Source organism: Xanthobacter lutulentifluminis, from assembly GCF_043194675.2.
Lineage (GTDB): Bacteria > Pseudomonadota > Alphaproteobacteria > Rhizobiales > Xanthobacteraceae > Xanthobacter.
In genome coordinates this window covers 4,626,427-4,645,237 of record NZ_CM195525.1, presented here as the reverse complement: position 1 = coordinate 4,645,237, position 18,811 = coordinate 4,626,427, and the positions used below count along the sequence as shown (strand labels likewise).

At 71.1% G+C, this 18,811-nt stretch carries 16 protein-coding genes; 5 read left to right on the top strand and 11 right to left on the bottom strand.

Annotated elements, in window-relative coordinates; genetic code table 11:
* Nucleotides 1-5: 5 nt before the first annotated feature.
* The gene (locus tag V5F49_RS21535; protein WP_394115305.1) at nt 6-1,478 is read right to left on the bottom strand and encodes a 6-hydroxynicotinate reductase; all 1,473 of its coding nucleotides are present in this window, start codon (nt 1,476-1,478) and stop codon (nt 6-8) included.
* 349 nt (nt 1,479-1,827) lie between these two features.
* Between V5F49_RS21535 and V5F49_RS21530 the strand changes: the two genes are divergently transcribed.
* The 5 genes from V5F49_RS21530 to V5F49_RS21510 all read left to right on the top strand — a co-directional run bounded on the left by V5F49_RS21530 (nt 1,828) and on the right by V5F49_RS21510 (nt 8,865).
* Complete coding sequence (locus tag V5F49_RS21530; RefSeq protein ID WP_394115304.1) at nt 1,828-2,307, top strand: (2Fe-2S)-binding protein; 480 nt, start codon at nt 1,828-1,830, stop codon at nt 2,305-2,307.
* An 80-nt stretch (nt 2,308-2,387) separates the two neighbouring features.
* Nucleotides 2,388-5,894: a molybdopterin cofactor-binding domain-containing protein gene (locus tag V5F49_RS21525; RefSeq protein WP_394115403.1), complete on the top strand. Its 3,507-nt coding sequence runs from the start codon at nt 2,388-2,390 to the stop codon at nt 5,892-5,894.
* A gap of 474 nt (nt 5,895-6,368) precedes the next feature.
* A complete protein-coding gene (gene fdxA / locus V5F49_RS21520; protein ID WP_394115402.1) occupies nt 6,369-6,701 on the top strand; it encodes a ferredoxin FdxA in 333 nt (110 codons plus the stop codon).
* 27 nt (nt 6,702-6,728) lie between these two features.
* Entirely contained in the window at nt 6,729-7,502 is a 774-nt protein-coding gene (locus V5F49_RS21515; protein ID WP_394115303.1) for a ferredoxin--NADP reductase, read from the top strand.
* Nucleotides 7,503-7,662: 160 nt separating this feature from the next.
* Nucleotides 7,663-8,865 (top strand): amidohydrolase family protein, encoded by a 1,203-nt coding sequence (locus V5F49_RS21510; RefSeq protein WP_394115302.1) that lies wholly within the window; start codon nt 7,663-7,665, stop codon nt 8,863-8,865.
* A 30-nt stretch (nt 8,866-8,895) separates the two neighbouring features.
* On the opposite strand, the gene V5F49_RS21505 is transcribed toward V5F49_RS21510, so the two are convergent.
* The 10 genes from V5F49_RS21505 to V5F49_RS21460 all read right to left on the bottom strand — a co-directional run bounded on the left by V5F49_RS21505 (nt 8,896) and on the right by V5F49_RS21460 (nt 18,740).
* On the bottom strand, nt 8,896-9,843 hold the full coding sequence (locus tag V5F49_RS21505; protein WP_394115301.1) for a DMT family transporter: 948 nt from the start codon (nt 9,841-9,843) through the stop codon (nt 8,896-8,898).
* A 499-nt stretch (nt 9,844-10,342) separates the two neighbouring features.
* Nucleotides 10,343-11,713, bottom strand: coding sequence for a glutamate--cysteine ligase (locus V5F49_RS21500; RefSeq protein WP_394115300.1), 1,371 nt, complete (start codon nt 11,711-11,713; stop codon nt 10,343-10,345).
* Between the two features lie 114 nt (nt 11,714-11,827).
* Nucleotides 11,828-12,694 (bottom strand): 3-deoxy-8-phosphooctulonate synthase, encoded by an 867-nt coding sequence (gene kdsA / locus V5F49_RS21495; RefSeq protein WP_394115299.1) that lies wholly within the window; start codon nt 12,692-12,694, stop codon nt 11,828-11,830.
* Nucleotides 12,695-12,876: 182 nt separating this feature from the next.
* Nucleotides 12,877-13,194 (bottom strand): quaternary ammonium compound efflux SMR transporter SugE, encoded by a 318-nt coding sequence (gene sugE / locus V5F49_RS21490; protein WP_394115298.1) that lies wholly within the window; start codon nt 13,192-13,194, stop codon nt 12,877-12,879.
* 150 nt (nt 13,195-13,344) lie between these two features.
* A complete protein-coding gene (locus tag V5F49_RS21485; protein WP_394115297.1) occupies nt 13,345-14,226 on the bottom strand; it encodes a VOC family protein in 882 nt (293 codons plus the stop codon).
* A gap of 118 nt (nt 14,227-14,344) precedes the next feature.
* Nucleotides 14,345-15,973 carry a CTP synthase gene (pyrG, locus tag V5F49_RS21480; protein WP_394115296.1) on the bottom strand — a complete coding sequence of 543 codons (1,629 nt, stop codon included), beginning with the start codon at nt 15,971-15,973 and terminating at the stop codon, nt 14,345-14,347.
* Between the two features lie 107 nt (nt 15,974-16,080).
* A complete protein-coding gene (secG, locus tag V5F49_RS21475) occupies nt 16,081-16,479 on the bottom strand; it encodes a preprotein translocase subunit SecG (protein WP_394115295.1) in 399 nt (132 codons plus the stop codon).
* A 129-nt stretch (nt 16,480-16,608) separates the two neighbouring features.
* A complete protein-coding gene (locus tag V5F49_RS21470) occupies nt 16,609-16,914 on the bottom strand; it encodes a hypothetical protein (protein WP_394115294.1) in 306 nt (101 codons plus the stop codon).
* Nucleotides 16,915-17,232: a hypothetical protein gene (locus V5F49_RS21465; protein WP_394115293.1), complete on the bottom strand. Its 318-nt coding sequence runs from the start codon at nt 17,230-17,232 to the stop codon at nt 16,915-16,917.
* Nucleotides 17,233-17,450: 218 nt separating this feature from the next.
* Nucleotides 17,451-18,740, bottom strand: a complete 1,290-nt coding sequence (locus V5F49_RS21460; RefSeq protein ID WP_394115401.1) for an NCS2 family permease — start codon at nt 18,738-18,740, stop codon at nt 17,451-17,453.
* Nucleotides 18,741-18,811 lie beyond the last annotated feature (71 nt).

The window sequence follows — 18,811 nt, the reverse complement described above, 5'->3', positions numbered from 1 at the left end:
GCGCCTCAGCTTCGGGCCGCGAGCGGCCAGGGATTGTCGCCGATCGGCGCCACCTCGCGCACGCTGTCGCGGCCAAGGATGGAGCCGACCGGGCGCACATGGTCCATGTGCCCGCCCAGCGCCTCGTAATCGGCCAGCGGCAGGGTGAACTCGATGGGCGCGACCAGCGCCGGGGTCGGCACGTAGCCGAACGCGTTCTCCGGCACGCGGGTCACATCCACCATGAAGGTGATGCCGCCGCCGGGCCAGACATAGACCGGCGCGCCGCCGCAGGTGACGCGGGTGATGGCATCCTTCACCGAGCGGGTGAGGCGCACGGGGTTCTCGGTGACGCCCGCGCGCAGCGATCCGCCCGCCCCCGCCATGAACAGCACGGAGGACAGCGCCGGCTCGCAATTCTCGCGGATGCGCCCGACCGAGGGGGCAAGGTCCGCCGGCAGCTCCGCCTCGCGCGGCACCAGCGCCTCGTCGAGGACGTAATAGCCGTGGTGCTCGCCGGTGGTGGAGACGAACAGCAGCCGCAGGCCCGGCCACGCCACCTTCGGATCGAAGGCGCCGAGGATGGAGAGGGGATCGGAAATATTGGTGCCGCCCCAGCCCAGACCGGGCTCGGCGACCTGGAAGTAGCGGCCGGGAGTGGAGCGGCGGCCCTTCATGCGGATGCCGGTGTCACGCACGCCGAGCAGCTTGCCGGCCTGGTGCTCGGAGAGGACGCCGGTGATGTGGTCGTCCACCACCACCACCTCGTCGGCATGGCCGAACCACTGCTTGGCGAACATGCCGATGGTGGCGGAGCCGCAGCCCACCCGCATGCGCTCTTCCTGCGCGCCATTCACCACCGGCGCCTTGCCGGCCTGCACGACGAGCGTCGCGCCGCCGTCGATGGCGAGCTCCACGGCCTTGCCGTTGCACAGCTCGAGCAGGGCCTCGCAGGTGACGCGGCCTTCCTTCTTGGAGCCGCCGGTGAGGTGATGCACGCCGCCCAGCGACAGCATCTGCGAGCCGTACTCGCTGGTGGTCACATGGCCCACCGCCTCGCCGCCCGCGCGCACCACCGCCTGCTCGGGGCCGATGAAGCGGTCCGTGTCGATCTTCACCTTCGCGCCGGCATAGGAGAAGATGCCCTCGGTGACGACCGTCACCATGTCCACGCCGTCCACCTCGGCGGAGACGATGAAGGGAGCGGGCTTGTAGTCGGGATAGGTGGTGCCGGAGCCGACCGCGGTCACGAACGCCTCGCCGCCGGAGACGAGACGCCCGTCCCAGTCGCCGCCGCGATCGAACGGGACGACGCGGCCGCCCTGCTCCAGCGTGCGGTCGAGGATGACGTGGGGATCGACCCGCACCAGCTCGCCGGCGTGGTTGGCGTAGCGGTCACAGGCGCCGGTCAGGCCGGGCTTGATGTAGCACATGACCGGGCACGCATCGCAGCGGATCTTGTCGTCGGCAACGCGGCGGGCGGGGTTCTGATCGACCATCTCGTCCCAGCTCCGGCCTCCGCGGCGCAGCGCCGGGGGCCATCACGAGTTCATATGTACACTAATGAAAATCCGGCTGCCCCCGGTGTCAAGCACAACGATGAGGCACGCCGCCCTAATGGGCAGCAATGTTGTCCTATCCGCTTGCGGGGTCGGGATTCCCCTCCCGGAAACAGCATGTTGCGGGCGGTTCGCGGCGCTGCCTTTTTGTGCGCCGGCGCGCTTGACGATAGATCGTTCGTGTAGAAACAATCTCTGCCAAAGGCGCCGCTTTCCCTGCATGCACGAGGGCGGCGCTGGCGCGGCCGTCCGCCTTCCGGCGGCCCAGAGGCAGCAAGATCCGGACACCATGGCCGAGCCGGTGAGACTTCAGGTGAACGGCGTGGCGCATGCGTTCGCGCTGCCCCGCGCGACGCCGCTCATCTACGTGCTGCGCAACGATCTCGCGCTCAACGGCCCCAAGTTCGGCTGCGGGCTGGGAGAATGCGGCGCCTGCACCGTGCTGGTGGACGGAGTTGCCGCCCGCTCGTGCGTGCTCACCCTCGGCACGGTCGAGGGGCGCGCCATCACCACCCTCGAGGGCCTCGGCACGCCGGAGGCGCCGCATCCGGTGCAGGCCGCCTTCATCGCCGAGCAGGCTGCCCAGTGCGGCTACTGCCTGAATGGCATGATCATGACCACCGTCGCCCTTCTCGCCCGCAACCCTGCCCCCACCGAGGCCGAGGCCCGCGAGGCGCTGCGCTACAACCTGTGCCGGTGCGGGACCCATGTGGAGATTCTGAGGGCGGTGCTGCGCGCCGCCCACGGACCGGCGGAGACGACCCCGTGAGCCCGCGCACCACCCATCCCGCGGCCGGCGAGCCGCGCCCCGACCGGGACCAGCTTCTGGCCGCCACCGGCAATCTCGCGGTGCTGCGGCCGGCGCAGGCGGTTCATGGCCTTCAGGGCAGCGCTCCGCCGAAGGACGGCGCGCTCGACCTGTTCCTGCTGGTGGACGACACCGGCGCGGTCATGGCCTTCAACGGCCATGTGGACCTCGGCACCGGCATCCGCACCGCGCTGGCGCAGATCGTGGCCGAGGAGCTGGACGTGGCGCTCGCGCGCGTCACCATGGTGCTCGGCCACACCGGCACCACGCCCAACCAGGGCGCGACCATCGCCTCCGATTCGATCCAGGTCTCCGCCCAGCCGCTGCGCCGCGCCGCGGCCCAGGCGCGGCACCGTCTCGTCGCGCTGGCGGCCGAGGCGCTGGGCGTGCCCGCCGAAGCGCTGGAGGTGGAGGACGGCATCGTCCGCCCGCGCGACGGCAGCAATGCCGGCCGCTCCTATGGCGAGCTGCTCGCCGGCCGGGCCGAGCGCCTGATGCTGGCCGACGACGTGCCCGTGAAGCCGGCGAGCGCGCATCGCGTGGTCGGCCGGCGGGTGCCGCGCGTGGACATTCCCGCCAAGGCGACCGCGACCTTCACCTATGTCCACGACGTGCGCGTGCCCGGCATGCTGCATGGCCGCGTGGTGCGCCCGCCCTATGCCGGGCTCGATGCCGGCCCGTTCGTGGGCACCAGCCTGATCGGCGTGGACGAGGCCTCCGTCGCCCATGTTCCCGGCGTGGTGGCGGTGGTCACCATGGGCGATTTCATCGGCATCGTGGCCGAGCGCGAGGAGCAGGCCGCCGCCGCCGCCCGCGCGCTGAAGGTGGAGTGGAAGGACACCCCCACCACGCTCGATCTCGCCCATGTGGAAAACGCCCTGCGCGCGCTTCCGCCCAAGGCCACCCGCACCCTGCTGGAGCGCGGCGACCCCGATGCCGGCCACGCCGGCGCGCGGGAGGTGCTGGACCGCACCTATGTGTGGCCCTACCAGATGCACGCCGCCATCGGCCCGTCCTGCGCGGTGGCGGACGTGCGCGACGATGGCGCCATCATCTGGGCCGGCACGCAGAACCCCTATCCCCTGCGCATGGACATCGCCCTGCTGCTGGGCCTGCCCGAGGACGCCATCGAGATCGTCCGCTTCGAGGCCGCCGGCTGCTACGGCCGCAACTGCGCCGACGACGTGGCCGCCGACGCCGCCCTGCTCTCGCGCGCCGTGGGCCGGCCGGTGCGGGTGCAGCTGACGCGCGAGCAGGAGCATGCGTGGGAGCCCAAGGGCGCCGCCCAGCTCATGGAGGTGAAGGGCGGCATCCGCGACGACGGCACCCCCGCCGCCTACGACTTCACCACCCGCTATCCCTCCAACGCCGCGGTGACGCTGGCGCTGCTGCTGACGGGGCGGGTGCCGGCGGACAATCCCGTGTTCGAGATGGGCGACCGCACCGCCATCCCACCCTATGCCTATGACGACATCCGCGTGCGGGTGGACGATGTCGCGCCCATCGTGCGCGCGGCGTGGCTGCGCGGGGTGTCGGCCCTGCCCAACAGCTTCGCCCACGAGAGCTATATCGACGAGCTGGCCGCCGCCGCCGGGGTCGATCCGGTGGACTACCGCCTGCGCCACCTGCCCGATCCGCGCGCCGCCGAGCTGGTGCGCGCCACCGCCGAGCGGGCGGGCTGGGAGCCGCGCACCGCCCCGCGCATGGAGGTGGTGGAGGGCGACGTGGTGCGCGGGCAGGGCTTCGCCTATGCCCTTTATGTCCACTCCAAGTTCCCCGGCTACGGCGCCGCCTGGTCGGCCTGGGTGGCGGATGTGGAGGTGAACCGGGCCACCGGCGACGTGGCGGTGAAGCGCGTCACCGTGGGCCAGGATTCCGGGCTGATGATCAACCCGGCGGGCATCGAGCACCAGATCCACGGCAACGTCATCCAGTCCACCTCCCGCGCGCTGAAGGAGCAGGTGACGTTCGACGAGCGGGCCGTCACCAGCCGCGAGTGGGGCGCCTATCCCATCCTCACCTTTCCCGAGGTGCCGGTCATCAACGTGGTGCTGATGCCGCGCCCGGACGATCCGCCGCTGGGATCGGGCGAATCGGCCTCGGTGCCGAGCGCGGCGGCCATCGCCAACGCCATCTTCGACGCCACCGGCGTGCGCCTGCGCGAGCCGCCGTTCACGCCCGACCGGGTGCGCGCGGCGCTGGCCGGAGAGGCCCCGCCCCGTCCGCAGCGGGCCGAGCCACCCCGCCGCGGCCGCCTTGCCCGCTGGAGCGCGCTGGCGGGGGCGGCGCTCGCCGGGGCGCTGGGCATGGCGACGCTGGCCATGCCGATCCGCGGCGCCATCGCCCCCATCGCGCCGCCCGACCCGGCCTCCTTCTCCGCCGAGCTGATCGAGCGCGGGCGCATCCTCGCGGCGCTGGGCGACTGCGCGGTGTGCCATACGGCGGAGGGCGGCATCGCCAACGCCGGCGGACGGGCCATGGAGACGCCGTTCGGCACCGTCCATTCCACCAACCTCACGCCGGACGTGGAAACCGGCATCGGCGGCTGGTCCTATGCCGCGTTCGAGCGGGCCATGCGCGAGGGCATCTCCCGCGACGGACGCCACCTCTATCCGGCCTTCCCCTACACGGCGTTCACGCGCATCAGCGATCCCGACATGCAGGCGCTCTACGCCTTCCTCATGTCGCAGGCGCCGGTGCAGGCGCAGACGCCCGACGCCCGCATGACCTTCCCGTTCAATATCCGCCCGCTGATGGCCGGCTGGAACGCCCTGTTCCTGCGGCCGGGCCAGCTTCAGGCGGATGCGGCGCGCCCGCCCCAGTGGAACCGCGGGCGCTATCTGGTGGAGGGGCTGGGCCATTGCGGCGCCTGCCACACGCCGCGCAACCTGTTGGGCGCGGAGAAGGGCGGCGCCGCCTATCTCGCCGGCGGCATGGTGGACGGGTGGGAGGCCCCCGCCCTCACCGCCCTCTCGCGCGCGCCCGTTCCGTGGACCGAGGACGAGCTGTTCACCTATCTGCGCACCGGCTTCTCGCGCTTCCACGGCACCGCCGCCGGCCCCATGGCGCCGGTGGTGCAGGAGCTGGCGCACCTGCCGGACGCGGACATCCGCGCCATGGCGACGTATCTCGCCTCCTTCGCCGGCCCCGCCACTGCCGATGCCGCCGTCACCGCCGCCACGCTGGAGGCGAAGGCGCAGGCTTCGCTGCGGCCCATGGACAGCATCGGCGGCCGCCTGTTTGAGGGCGCCTGCTCCGCCTGCCACAGCCCGGAGGGGCCGACCCTGTTCGGCGCGCGCCCCTCGCTGGCGCTGAACACCAATGTCCACGCCGCGCGGCCCGACAACCTGATCCGCGTCATCCTGGAAGGCATCCCCTCTCCCGCCGCGCCGGCGCTGGGCGACATGCCGGCATTCGGCAACAGCCTCGACGATGGGCAGGTGGCGGAGCTGGTGCGCTACATGCGCGCCAAGTTCGCGCCGGACGCCCCCGCGTGGGAGGGACTGGAGGCCACCGTGTCGCGGCTGAGGGCGGCGCCGGGGCATTAGGCCGCTCTCGCGACGGAGATGGCGGCTCACCGAAGGCAAATGCGCAGGACCGGCGATCCGGCCGGTCGGATGCGGCGACTGGATCGGCCGGCGGCACTCCCGCCGGCGACGCTATCGGACGGCGAAACCGTCCGCTTCAGCCCGTGGCCGGCGTGGTGGCGGCGGCAGAGGCGCGCCGCGCCCGTGTCCGCCAGACGTGTCCTGCCCGCGCCCCGCAGCGCTCCCGGTGGGCCGGCGCCCATTCCGCCATCTGCATCCGCCGAACGACACGCGCTTTCGGCCCCTGAACGGCCGCAGCGGGCGCGGCGGCCGATGCCGCGCGCGGGAGCGAACGGCCCGGCCCCGCGCCCGTGCCCAAAATATCCCTCCCCGTTGCCCAAAAGTGGCGCACCCACGCCGCCCCAAGCCGTTGACACATCACGGGAGGCACTTCTAGATTGTTTGTACACAAATGAGATGGACGAGGGTCTGGCCATGGCCTACGTGGTGACCGAGGGCTGCATCCGCTGCACCTACATGGATTGCGTGTCGGTGTGCCCCGTGGACTGCTTCTATGCCGGCGAGAACATGCTGGTGATCCACCCGGACGAGTGCATCGACTGCGGCGTGTGCGAGCCGGAATGCCCGGCCGAGGCCATCTTCCCGGACACCGATCCGCGCGCGGCGGACTGGGCGGCGCTGAACGCCGAATATGCCGCCGCCTGGCCCAACATCACCGAGAAGGGCGCCCCGCCCGCCGATGCCGACGCCTGGAAGGAGCGGGCCGACAAGCGCGCCCTGCTCTCCCCCGCCCCGGCCGAGCTCTGATTTCCCGCACGACCCCACGGACCCGCCATGAGCAACTTCTTCGAGGAGCAGGTGCTGAGCGTCCACCACTGGACCGACCGCCTGTTCAGCTTCACCACCACCCGCGACCCCGGCTTCCGCTTCCGCACCGGGGAATTCACCATGATCGGCCTGAAGGTGGACGGCCGGCCGCTGCTGCGCGCCTATTCCGTCGTCAGCCCGGCCTGGGCCGAGACGCTGGAGTTCTTCTCCATCAAGGTGCCGGACGGCCCTCTGACCTCGCGCCTCCAGCACATCCAGGTGGGGGACCCCATCACCGTGGGGCGCAAGGCCACCGGCACGCTGGTGCTGGACAATCTCCTGCCCGGCCGCACTCTCTATCTGCTCGGCACCGGCACCGGGCTCGCGCCCTTCCTCTCCACGGTGCGCGATCCGGAGACCTACGAGCGCTACGAGAAGGTGGTGCTGGTGCACGGCTGCCGCCACGTGGCGGACCTCGCCTATGAGGACCTCATCACCCGCGAGCTGCCGGAGCACGAGTTCCTCGGCGAGGAGATCCGCGAGAAGCTGATCTACTACCCGACCGTCACGCGCGAGGCGTTCCGCAACACCGGCCGCATCACCGACCTGCTCGCCAGCGGCAAGCTGAATGCCGACGTGGGCCTGCCGCCGCTCGATCCCGCCCACGACCGGGTGATGATCTGCGGCTCGCCGGCCATGATGGTGGAGCTGAAAGCCCTGCTGGAGGGCCGCGGCTTCGCCGAGGGCTCCAACAGCGCGCCCGGCCACTTCGTCATCGAGAAGGCCTTCGCCGGGCGGTAAGCCCGGCGTGCGGCGGGCCGGGCTCCCCCTTCGCCCGGTCCGTCGCGAAATTTTCCCCGCCCCCCGGTTTTCGCTGCCGGGGCCGGGGCGTACACTTCATATGTCTACAAATGAATGACCGGGGAGCGCCCGTGCATCTCCGGCCCTCCGGAGATCCACCATGGCCCATGACGCACCCGCTGCCCCGAGCGGCCCCACCAAGCTCGTCATCCGCAACATCGGACTGATCCTGAGTGGGGACCTTGCGCGGCCCATCCTCGACGCGGACACGGTGGTCGCCATCGACGGGCGCATCGCCGCCATCGGCCGCGAGAAGGACGTGGACACCGAGCACGCCACCACGCTGGTGGATGCCAACGGCTGCACCCTCACCCCCGGCCTCATCGACAGCCATGTCCACCCGGTCGCCGGCGACTGGACCCCGCGGCAGAGCCAGATCAACTGGATCGATTCCTCCCTGCACGGCGGCGTCACCACCATGATCTCCGCCGGCGAGGTGCATTACCCCGGCCGGGCGAAGGACGTGGTGGGCGTGAAGGCGCTGGCCATCACCGCCCAGCGCGCCTTTTCCGCCTTCCGCCCGTCCGGCGTGAAGGTGCATGCCGGCGCGCCCGTCATCGAGAACGAGATGACGGAAGAGGACTTCAAGGAGCTCGCCGCCGCCGGCGTGAAGCTGCTCGGCGAGGTTGGCCTCGGCGGCGTGAAGGACGGCCCCACCGCCCGCAAGATGGTGGGATGGGCGCGCAAGTACGGCATCCAGTCCACCATCCACACCGGCGGGCCTTCCATCCCCGGCTCCGGCCTCATCGACAAGGACGTGGTGCTGGAGGCCGACACCGACGTGGTGGGCCACATCAACGGCGGCCACACCGCGCTGCCCGACAACCAGATCCGCTGCATCTGCGAGGGCTGCAAGCGCGGCCTCGAGATCGTGCACAACGGCAACGAGCGCTCGGCGCTCTACACCCTGCGGGTGGCGCGCGAGCTGGGCGAGCTCCACCGCGTCATCCTCGGCACCGACGGGCCGGCCGGCTCGGGCGTGCAGCCCTTGGGCATCCTGCGCATGGTGTCCATGCTCTCCTCCCTCGGCGAGCTGCCGGCCGAGGAGGCGTTCTGCCTCGCCACCGGCAACACCGCCCGCATGCGCGCGCTGGACTGCGGCCTGATCGAGGTGGGGCGCGCCGCCGACTTCGTGCTGATGGACAAGGCCCAGCACTCGCCGGGCAACACCATCCTCGACAGCGTGCGCCTCGGCGACCTGCCGGGCGTGTGCATGACGGTGATCGACGGCGTGGTCCGCACCCAGCGCTCGCGCAACACCCCTCCGGCGGCCCGCATGCCGGTGATCGTCACCGGCGGCTGAAGCCGCGCCGGCTGAGGGGGCGCCGCCTCCTCAGCTGCCCACCGGCGGCGGCGCTGCAGGCGGCGTCGCCGCGGGCTGGCGCAGCACCATGAGATTGCCCGCCAGCACCAGCGCGATGCCGCAGGCGGCCGCCAGCGTCCAGTGATAGCCCTCGAACACGGTCGACAGGGCCAGCGCCACCAGCGGATAGATCACGGTCCCATAGCCCGCGCGGCTCGCGCCGATGCGCCGGACCAGCTGCATGAACACCGCAAATCCCAGCAGCGTCTGCACGACCACCAGCACCGCCAGCGAGCCGAGGTAGCGCGGAGTCCATTCCAGCGCGAACGTCTGTCCGCGCGCCAGGCTGACCGCGAGCAGGATGAGGAAGCCGTAGAAGAAGCCCCAGAAGGTCATGGACGAGACCGGATAGCCGCGCCGCCCGGCGACGCCGGACAGAAGGGTTCCGAGCGCGAAGCAGATGGTGCCGGAGAACGCCAGCCCCAGCCCTTCCCACACCCCGTGGATGCCCTGACCGTCGGCGATGCTGGGCCCGAACACCAGCCCCAGCCCCGCCACGCCCACCGCCGCGCCGATGAGGACGCGCCGGCGCAGCGGCACGCCGAGCAGCACGGCCGAGAACAGCGGGATGAGCACCGCCGACAACGAGAACATCACCGAGATGAGGCCGGACGGCAGGTGGTAGCCGGCATAGTAGAACGACAGGAAGTTCAGCGAGAACAGGGTGGCCCCCAGCCCCGCGAACAGGAGATGGTCGCGGGCGTGGAACAGCAGCCGCCCGCCGGTGGCGAGCACCACCGCCAGCATCACCAGCAGCCCCGCCAGGAAGCGCCAGGTGGCCGACACCTCGGGCGCGACCGCGCCCAGCTGCAGCTTCATCGGCAGCCAGCCGGAGCCGAAGATCAGGATGGTGATGATGTAAAGAACAAGGTCGCGGGGGCCGAATGGCCGATCCGCAGGGCTGCTGGCAGGGGGCATGCAAGCGTTCCGGAGGGAAAACCGACCCTAGAGCACGCACCCGCGCCACGCCAATGCCGTGCAGCCCCCGCCCGTCGCGACCGCGCCTGCCCGGCCCGCCGGAAACGGCGGCAAGCCCTGACGGATGAACGATCCGGCCGCGCCGGGATGGGGACGTCATGGCACGCACGCATGGCTAACATGCGTTAGGCTCATGGCGCAGAGGTACGGCGGGCCCCGCGCGGCGACCGCTGACGGTCCAGGTGCGCGGCGAGACGGCGGAGTTGCTCGCACCAAGGCGACTCACGGCCGAAACAGCCTGAGGCCGTGCCCTCCCCGGTCGGCGCGAAAACCCGGGCGGCGCCAAGACCCGGGCGGCGCCCCGGCGCTCAACGTGCGGCGGAACCCGACGGGCACGAGCACAGGACAGGTGGCTCGCGCACAGCCCTGCCGGCACCATTCACCCGTGGCGCGTCCCGGCGCCGCGCCAGCCGCCGGGCCCGATCCGACCGCGGCTCCCTCAGTAGGCGAGCGCCTGGAACACCGGCTCGATGGAGCCGTCCCACTCGCCGCGGTAGCGTTCCAGCAGGCGCTCGGCCGGCGGCTCGCCGGACAGGACGATCCGCTCCAGCGGCTCGAGGAAGCGCGTCTCGTCGCGGCCCTGCCGGTCCAGCTGGTTGCGACGCTGGAGCCCGGCCTGCGACAAGGCGAGCACGGTGCGCGCCACCTCGCGCAGGGGCCGGCCGCGAATTTCCGCCTTGAGGGCGAGGCGGGGCACGTCGTCGCGCAACTGCTGGCGCTCCTCGGCGGTCCAGTCCTTCACCACCTCCCACGCGGCGTCGAGGCTCTGCGCGTCATAGAGCAGGCCCACCCAGAAGGCGGGCAGCGCGCACAGCTTGGCCCAGGGGCCGGCATCGGCGCCGCGCATCTCCAGGAAGCGCTTCAGCCGCACCTCGGGGAAGATGGTGGAGAGGTGGTTCACCCAGTCGGAGAGGGTCGCCGTCTCGCCCGGCAGCAGGGGATGGCGGCCGGCGAGGAGGTCGCGGAAGGAGGTGCCGGCCACGTCGATGTAGCGGTCGCCGCGCTTCACGAAATACATGGGCACGTCGAGCGCATAATCGGCATAGCGCTCGAAGCCGAAGCCCTCCTCGAAGGCGAACGGCAGCATGCCGGAGCGGTTGTTGTCGGTGTCGCGCCAGATCTCGGAGCGGAACGAGAGGAAGCCGTTGGGCTTGCCCTCGGTGAACGGGGAGTTGGCGAACAGCGCGGTGGCCAGCGGCTGGAGCGCGAGGCCGACGCGCATCTTCTTCACCATGTCCGCCTCGGAGGAGAAATCGAGGTTCACCTGCACGGTGCAGGTGCGGAACATCATGTCGAGGCCGAGCGCGCCCACCTTGGGCATGTAGTTGGCCATGATCCTGTAGCGGCCCTTGGGCATCACCGGCGTCTCGGAGCGCGACCACTTGGGGCTCATGCCGATGCCGAGGAAGCCGATGCCCAGCGGCTCCGCCACCTCGCGCACCTGGGCGAGGTGGGCGTTCAGCTCCGAGCAGGTCTCGTGGATGGTGGAGACCGGCGCGCCGGACAGCTCGAACTGCCCGCCCGGCTCCAGCGAGATGGCGCCCCCGCCGGTGACATCGGCGAGGCCGATGATGGTGGTGCCCTCCATGATGGGCTCCCAGCCGAGCAGCGAGCGCATCCCCTCCAGCAGCTTGCGGATGCCCTTCTCGCCCTCGTAGGGCACCGGCTCGTGCCGGCCGAGGGTGAAGGGGATCTTCTCGTGCTCGGTGCCGATCCGGAAGGCCCGCTCCGGTTTGCACCCTTCCTCCATCCAGGCGACCAGTTCGTCGCGGTTGGAAATCGGGGTCGCGTCGAGGGTGTCGCGGGCCATTCCAGGTCTCTTCAGATGTCGGGGCGCGAGACCATACACGGGGGTCCGGCCGTGGCAAACACAGGGCGCCCGGAACACCGGCGCGAGCCGCCGGCCGTAACGCTCAAGCTGCTTTCAGATGGTGACGGGATGCGCTTTGGCAACCGCATCGAACGCCTGGAGCATGGCGATCAGCCCCTCCAGTTGCGTCAGGGGCACCATGTTCGGCCCGTCGGAGGGCGCCTTGTCCGGATCGGGATGGGTCTCGATGAACACGCCGGCCACCCCTACCGCCACGGCGGCACGGGCCAGCACCGGCACGAACTCGCGCTGCCCGCCGGAGGAGGCGCCCTGCCCGCCCGGCTGCTGCACCGAGTGGGTAGCATCGAAGATCACCGGGGCGCCGGTGGTCTTGGCCATGATGGGCAGCGCCCGCATGTCCGACACCAATGTGTTGTAGCCGAAGGAGGCGCCGCGCTCGGTCACCATCACCCGCCCGTTGCCGGCGCCGGTGATCTTGTTGACCACGTTGGTCATGTCCCAGGGGGCGAGGAACTGGCCCTTCTTCACGTTCACCACCCGCCCGGTGCGGGCGGCGGCGACCAGAAGGTCGGTCTGGCGGCACAGGAAGGCGGGGATCTGCAGCACGTCCACCACCTCGGCGGCGCGGGCGCACTGGTCGATCTCGTGGATGTCGGTGAGCACCGGCAGGCCCAGCTTTTCCTTGATCTCGGCGAACACCGGCAGCGCCGCGTCCAGCCCCATGCCGCGGCGGGCCGAGAGCGAGGTGCGGTTGGCCTTGTCGAACGAGGTCTTGAAGATAAGGCCGATGCCGCGCCGCTGCGCGATCTCCTTCAGCGCGGTCGCCACCTCCAGCGCGTGCTCGCGGCTCTCCATTTGGCAGGGGCCGGCGATCAGCGCGAGGGGCAGGTCGTTGCCGAAGCGCACGGGGCCGGCCTCGACGATGGCGAGGGGCGTGGCGGGGGGCGGAGCGGCATTCATCGGTCGTGTCCCTGTCAGGCGCCGCAGGCGGCCGGCCGACGCAGGCAGCGGTTTTGCAAACCGGTGATGCGGGGAATCCGGCCGCGCGGGCGGGCCGCCTTCTGCGGCGGCGCCGCCTCAATAGAGCATTTTGCCCGTTTCGCTAAATCGCGAATGCGCGAAATGCCCCCGCGCCTTCCGGCTCAGGGCGTGACCAGCTTGAGCCCGACAATGCCCGCCGCGATCAGGCCGATGGAGGCGAGGCGCAGCAGATCCGTCGATTCGGAGAAGAACAGGATGCCCGCGAGCGCCGTGCCCACCGTGCCGATGCCCGCCCACACCGCATAGGCGGTGCCGATGGGAATGCCCCGCAGCGCCAGCGAGAGCAGGAACAGGCTGACCGCGATGGCCGCGAGAGTGAAGGCGCTGGGCCACAGGCGGGTGAAGCCTTCGGAATATTTCATGCCCAGCGCCCATGCGATTTCCATGAGGCCGGCAACCAGCAGATAGATCCATGCCATGAGAGAAGACCACGGGTGGCGGGGTCGTCCCCGCCGCTCGGAGGATCAGGCGCGCGGCCGTCCGCGCGCCGGCGGGGGAAACGGCCCCCGTTCCATCTAGCCCGGTTTCGGGACGATGCGAAAGTTTTCTCTTCAGGAAATATCCGGACTTCAGCCCTCGGCGCCCTCGGCCAGCTCGAACACCAGCGTCGCGCCCAGCGCCGCGCGGGGTGGCACCACGATGATGCCCTCGATCGCCTCCTCCACCATGCGGCGGGCGGCCAGCGAGCGGCGCAGCTGGGGCGCGCCCGGGGTGGTGAAGCGCACCGCCGCCAGCCGCAGCCCCTCGGCGCCGGGGGCCGGCACGCCATAGCGGTCGGTGAACAGGGCGCGGGTCATCACGTCCACATTGCCGCGGGGCGTCTCGCCCACGTACCAGTCATCCACCGCGCGCCGGACCCGGCCGCCGGTCAGCGCCTCCAGCACCGCCTGGTGGGCGGCCGGCACGTCCGCCACCAGCACCACGCCGGCGACGCCCGTCACCTGGTTGGAATGGCGCTGGAGATCGGCCGACCAGAAGTTCTCCGGGTTCGTCTGGGTGCAGGTGAACAGACCGACGTCGGGCCCGGCGGGGTCCCGGGCGAAGGCCAGGGTGAAGCCCACGTCCACCTCCTGGCCATCCGGCCGGCGCGCCTTGCGGGCGAACGGGAACAGATCGAACCCGCCGAAGCCGGCCACATCGATGGCGGCCTTCTCCGCGACCGGATCGGAGCCTTCCACCACCAGCATGGAGAGGCCCTCGCCGTTGGCGGCGAGGAAATCGCGGTTGAAGCCGCCGAACGAGAACTGGCCCTCCTCCGGCACCGGAATCAGCGCCGGGTCCGCCACCTGCAGCAGCTCGATGAAGAAGCCGGGGGTCTGGACGATGCGGTTCTCCGTGCCCCAGGGGTGGCGGTTGCGCGCGCCCACGGTGAAGCCAAGCAGGTCATAGACCTCGCCGGCCGCATCGAGATCGCGGACGAGGTGCACCACATGGTCGAGGCCGCGTCGCATGGTTTCTCCTCCGGTCCGCGCGGGATTCGGCGCGCAGGGGGAGTGGACCGGGACACGACGCGAAGCGCAAGGGCCGACGGTGGGATTCGGCTACCTGCCATCCCGCCCCTGCCCTGCGTCACACCAGCCGGCTCTGCTCCATGGCCGCGCCGACGAAGGCCGCGAACAGCGGGTGGGGATCGAACGGACGCGACTTCAGCTCCGGATGGAACTGCACGCCGACGAACCACGGATGGTCCGGATATTCGACGATTTCCGGCAACAGCCCGTCCGGCGACATGCCGGAGAACTTCAGCCCGTGCTGCTCCAGCCGGTCGCGATAGGCGGTGTTCACCTCATAGCGATGGCGGTGGCGCTCGGAGATGTCGCCGGTGCCGTAGATGGTCTCGGCGCGGCTGCCGGGGGCGAGGCGGGCCTGATAGGCGCCGAGCCGCATGGTGCCGCCGAGGTCGCCGGCGGAGTTGCGCTTCTCCAGCTCGTTGCCGCGCAGCCATTCGGTGAGCAGGCCCACCACCGGCTCGGAGGTGGGGCCGAACTCGGTGGAATTGGCCTCGGTGATGCCGGCGAGGTTCCGCGCCGCCTCGATCACCGCCATCTGCATGCCGAAGCAGATGCCGAGATAGGGCACCTGCCGCTCGCGGGCGAAGCGCGCCGCGCGGATCTTGCCCTCGGCGCCGCGCTGGCCGAAGCCGCCGGGCACGAGAATGCCATGGACGTGCTCCAGGAAGGGCGCAGGATCCTCGCGCTCGAAGGTCTCGCTCTCGATCCAGTCGAGCTTCACGCGGGTCTTGTGGGCGATGCCGCCGTGGGCGAGCGCCTCGATCAGCGACTTGTAGGCGTCCTTCAGGCCCGTGTACTTGCCGACGATGGCGATGGTGACCTCGCCCTCGGGGTTGCGCACGCGGCTCTCGATGTCGGTCCAGCGCTTGAGGTTGGGCGCGGGGGCCGGCTCGATGTTGAAGGCGGCCAGCACCTCCTTGTCGAGCCCCTCGGCGTGGTAGGCGGAGGGCACGGCGTAGATGTTGTCCACGTCCCGCGCCTCGATCACCGCCGTCTCGCGCACGTTGCAGAACAGCGACAGCTTGCGCCGCTCCTCGCGCGGGATCTCCCGGTCGGTGCGGCACAGCAGGATGTCGGGCTGGATGCCGATGGAGCGCAGCTCCTTCACCGAATGCTGCGTCGGCTTGGTCTTCAGCTCGCCGGCCGAGGGGATGTACGGCATCAGCGTGAGGTGGATGAAGATGGCGTGGCCGCGCGGCAGCTCGTTCTTCAGCTGGCGGGTGGCCTCGAAGAAGGGCAGGCCCTCGATGTCGCCCACCGTGCCGCCCACCTCGATCAGCACGAAATCGAAGCCCTCGTTGCCTTCCAGCACGAAGTCCTTGATCGCGTTGGTGACGTGGGGAATCACCTGGATGGTGGCACCCAGATAGTCGCCACGGCGCTCCTTGGTCAGGATGTCCTGATAGATGCGGCCGGTGGTGATGTTGTCCTGCTTCGTGGCCGGGGTGCCGGTGAAGCGCTCGTAGTGGCCGAGGTCGAGATCGGTCTCGGCGCCGTCGTCGGTGACGAACACCTCGCCGTGCTGATACGGGCTCATGGTGCCCGGATCGACGTTCAGATAGGGGTCGAGCTTGCGGAGCCGGACAGTGTAGCCGCGCGCCTGGAGGAGCGCGCCCAGAGCCGCCGAGGCGAGGCCCTTGCCGAGCGAAGACACGACGCCGCCGGTGATGAAGATATAGCGCGCCATGGGCCTCGACCTTACCTCGTGCAAACGCGATTCGGCGAGGGCGAAGCCGGTGCCGGCCTCGCCTCGCCTGTGGAGAAGGGATGTCGCCGCCGCTGGCGGCGACGCGCTCACTGGGACTGCGGAACCTGGGGACCCGAGGGAGCGGCGGGCGCCGCCGGCGTGGCCGGGGTCCCCTGCGGGCGAATCTGGTCAAGGATGGAGCCGCCGCTCTGCGGAACGGCCGGGCCGCCATTCTGGCCCTGGGTCGCCGGCGGCAGGATCGAGCGCGGGGCGCGGCCCCAGCCGGCCACGATGGTCAGCGCCAGCGAGGTGATGAAGAACAGCACGGCCAGGATGGCGGTGGCGCGGGTGAGCACGTTCGCCGTGCCGCGCGCGGTGAAGAAGCCGCCGGAGCCGCCGCCCCCGCCGCCGATGCCGAGCCCGCCGCCCTCGGAGCGCTGGATCAGCACCACGCCGATGAGCGCGAGCACCACCATGAGGTGAATAACGATCAGAACCGTCTGCATGGAATCCATCATGTTCGCGCCACGGCGATGAAAGCCCGGCGCGCAGGTCGCGGGTGATCTACACGATCAGGCGCCGGGAGGGAAGGGCGTGACGTGCCCCCACCCCCGCAGCGGGCGCAGGGGTGCCCCTCACTGCATGTGCTCGACGCCGGGCATGGGCCGCGTCTGCAGGCGGGGCGCGAGGTTGGGCGTGTTCGCCTTGGCCCAGCGGGCGGCGGCGGCGCTCTCGTCGCGGACCTTCATCTGCTCCACGTTGGCCGCGGCATTGCGGCTGAGGAACACCATGGTGCCGACATACAGCACATCCCCGGCATGGACCTGCACGGCCCGCTCGATGGGAATGTTGGCGTGGCCGCGCGGCGTCGCCATCTGCTGCAGCGCCGTACCGTCCGGCCGGATCACGGTGCGATAGAGGACGGGGCCGCCGTTCGGCACCTACTTGCCCGGCGGCAGCGTGGCGACGCCCAACGCCACCTCGGCCTCCGTGCCCTGCGGCGCGAGCAGCGCCATCGTGCCCGTGCTGGATGTCGCATCCCGGAGCGCGACGGCCTTCAGGGGGCCGAGGCGGTCGCCCCCGGTGGTCTCGCGGATGCCGGGCACGATCACCACCGCTGCGCCTTCAGCCTTCAGGCGCTCGGGATCGATGGCGGCCAGCTGCTCGGGGGTGACGTCCACCCATACCGGGAGCGGGGTCTGGTCCCGCGTCTTCTCCCGCGCCGCATCGAGCCGCTCCTGCACGCTCGGGCGCGGCACGCTCGGGCTCGCGCACCCCGCCGGCCACAGCGCGCACACCATTGCGGCGGCGCGCGGTCACCCGATCTTGCGAAGGAACATGCCCCGACCCCTTCCTGTCGCGGGCGCGCTACAGCAACGCCTGGCGCGCTGAACGCCAGCGCCGCGGGGGCACTCATGCGAATTGCGGCTGGTATGCCGCCCCGGACACAACCGCCATCGGGGTCGACCGCCCTCCCCTACTCCACCGCCAGCAGCACCGCCGAGGCGGCGGCGATGAGCCAGACCGCGCCGCGGATCTCGCGCACCCGGCCGGCGATGGTCTTCACCACCACATAGGTGATGAAGCCCAGCCCGATGCCGGTGGCGATCGAGAAGGTGAAGACGATGCCGAGCGTGGTGGCGGCGGCCGGCAGGGCCTCGGCCATGTCGTCCCACGGCAGGTCGCGCAGCGCCGCCATCATGGCCAGCGAAACGAACAGCAGCGCCGGGGCGGTGGCATAGGCCGGCACCGCCAGCGCCAGCGGCGCCAGCACCAGGCAGGCGAGGAACAGCCCCGCCACCGTCACCGCGGTGAGCCCGGTGCGTCCGCCAGCCTGGATGCCGGAGGCGCTCTCGATGTACGAGGTGGTGGTGGAGGTGCCGAGCATCGAGCCGACGATGGCGCCGCACGAATCGGCCAGCAGCACCCGTTCCAGCCGCGGCACCGAGCCGTCCGGCCGCATCAGGCGGGCGCGGTAGAGGGTGGCGATCAGCGTGCCCATGTTGTCGAGCACGTCCACCAGGAAGAAGGTCGCCACCACGCCGAGGATGCCGATGCGCAGCGCGCCGGCGATGTCGAGGGCGAGGAAGGTGGGCGCCAGCGAGGGCGGCGCAGAGACCACGCCGGTGAAGCTCACGAGCCCGAACGGCACCCCCGCCACGGTGGCCGCCGCGATGGCGATGATGATCGCCCCCGGCACCCGCCGCGCCGCGAGCCCCGCCATCAGCAGGAAGCCGGCGCAGGCCAGCAGGGTGGAGGGCTGGTCGAGATGGCCGAGGCCGACGAGGGTCGCGGCATTGCCGGTCACCAGCCCCATGCCCTTCAGGCCGAGCAGGCCGAGGAACAGGCCGATGCCGGCGCCGATGCCGAGCTTGAGCGGCATGGGGATGGAATTCACCAGCCACTCGCGCACCCGCAGCACGCTGATGGCGAGGAACATGCAGCCGGAGACGAACACCGCCCCCAGCGCCACCTGCCACGGCACGCCCATGCCGTTGACCACGGTGAAGGTGAAATAGGCGTTCAGCCCCATGCCGGGCGCGAGCGCGATGGGATAATTGGCCGCCAGCCCCATGGCCAGGGAGCCGAAGGCGGCGGCAAGGCAGGTGGCGGTGAAGGCGGCGCCGTGATCGATGCCCGCCTGCGAGAGGATCTGCGGGTTGACGATGACGATGTAGGCCATGGTCAGGAAGGTGGTGAAGCCGGCCACCACCTCGGTCGGCACGTCCGTGCCGTGCGCCTTCAGCTTGAAGATGCGATCCACCACTGCCCGCATGCCCCCTCCCCCGACTCGCACCACGTCCCGGCCGCGGAGCGGCGGGCGCGTGCAATTAAGGC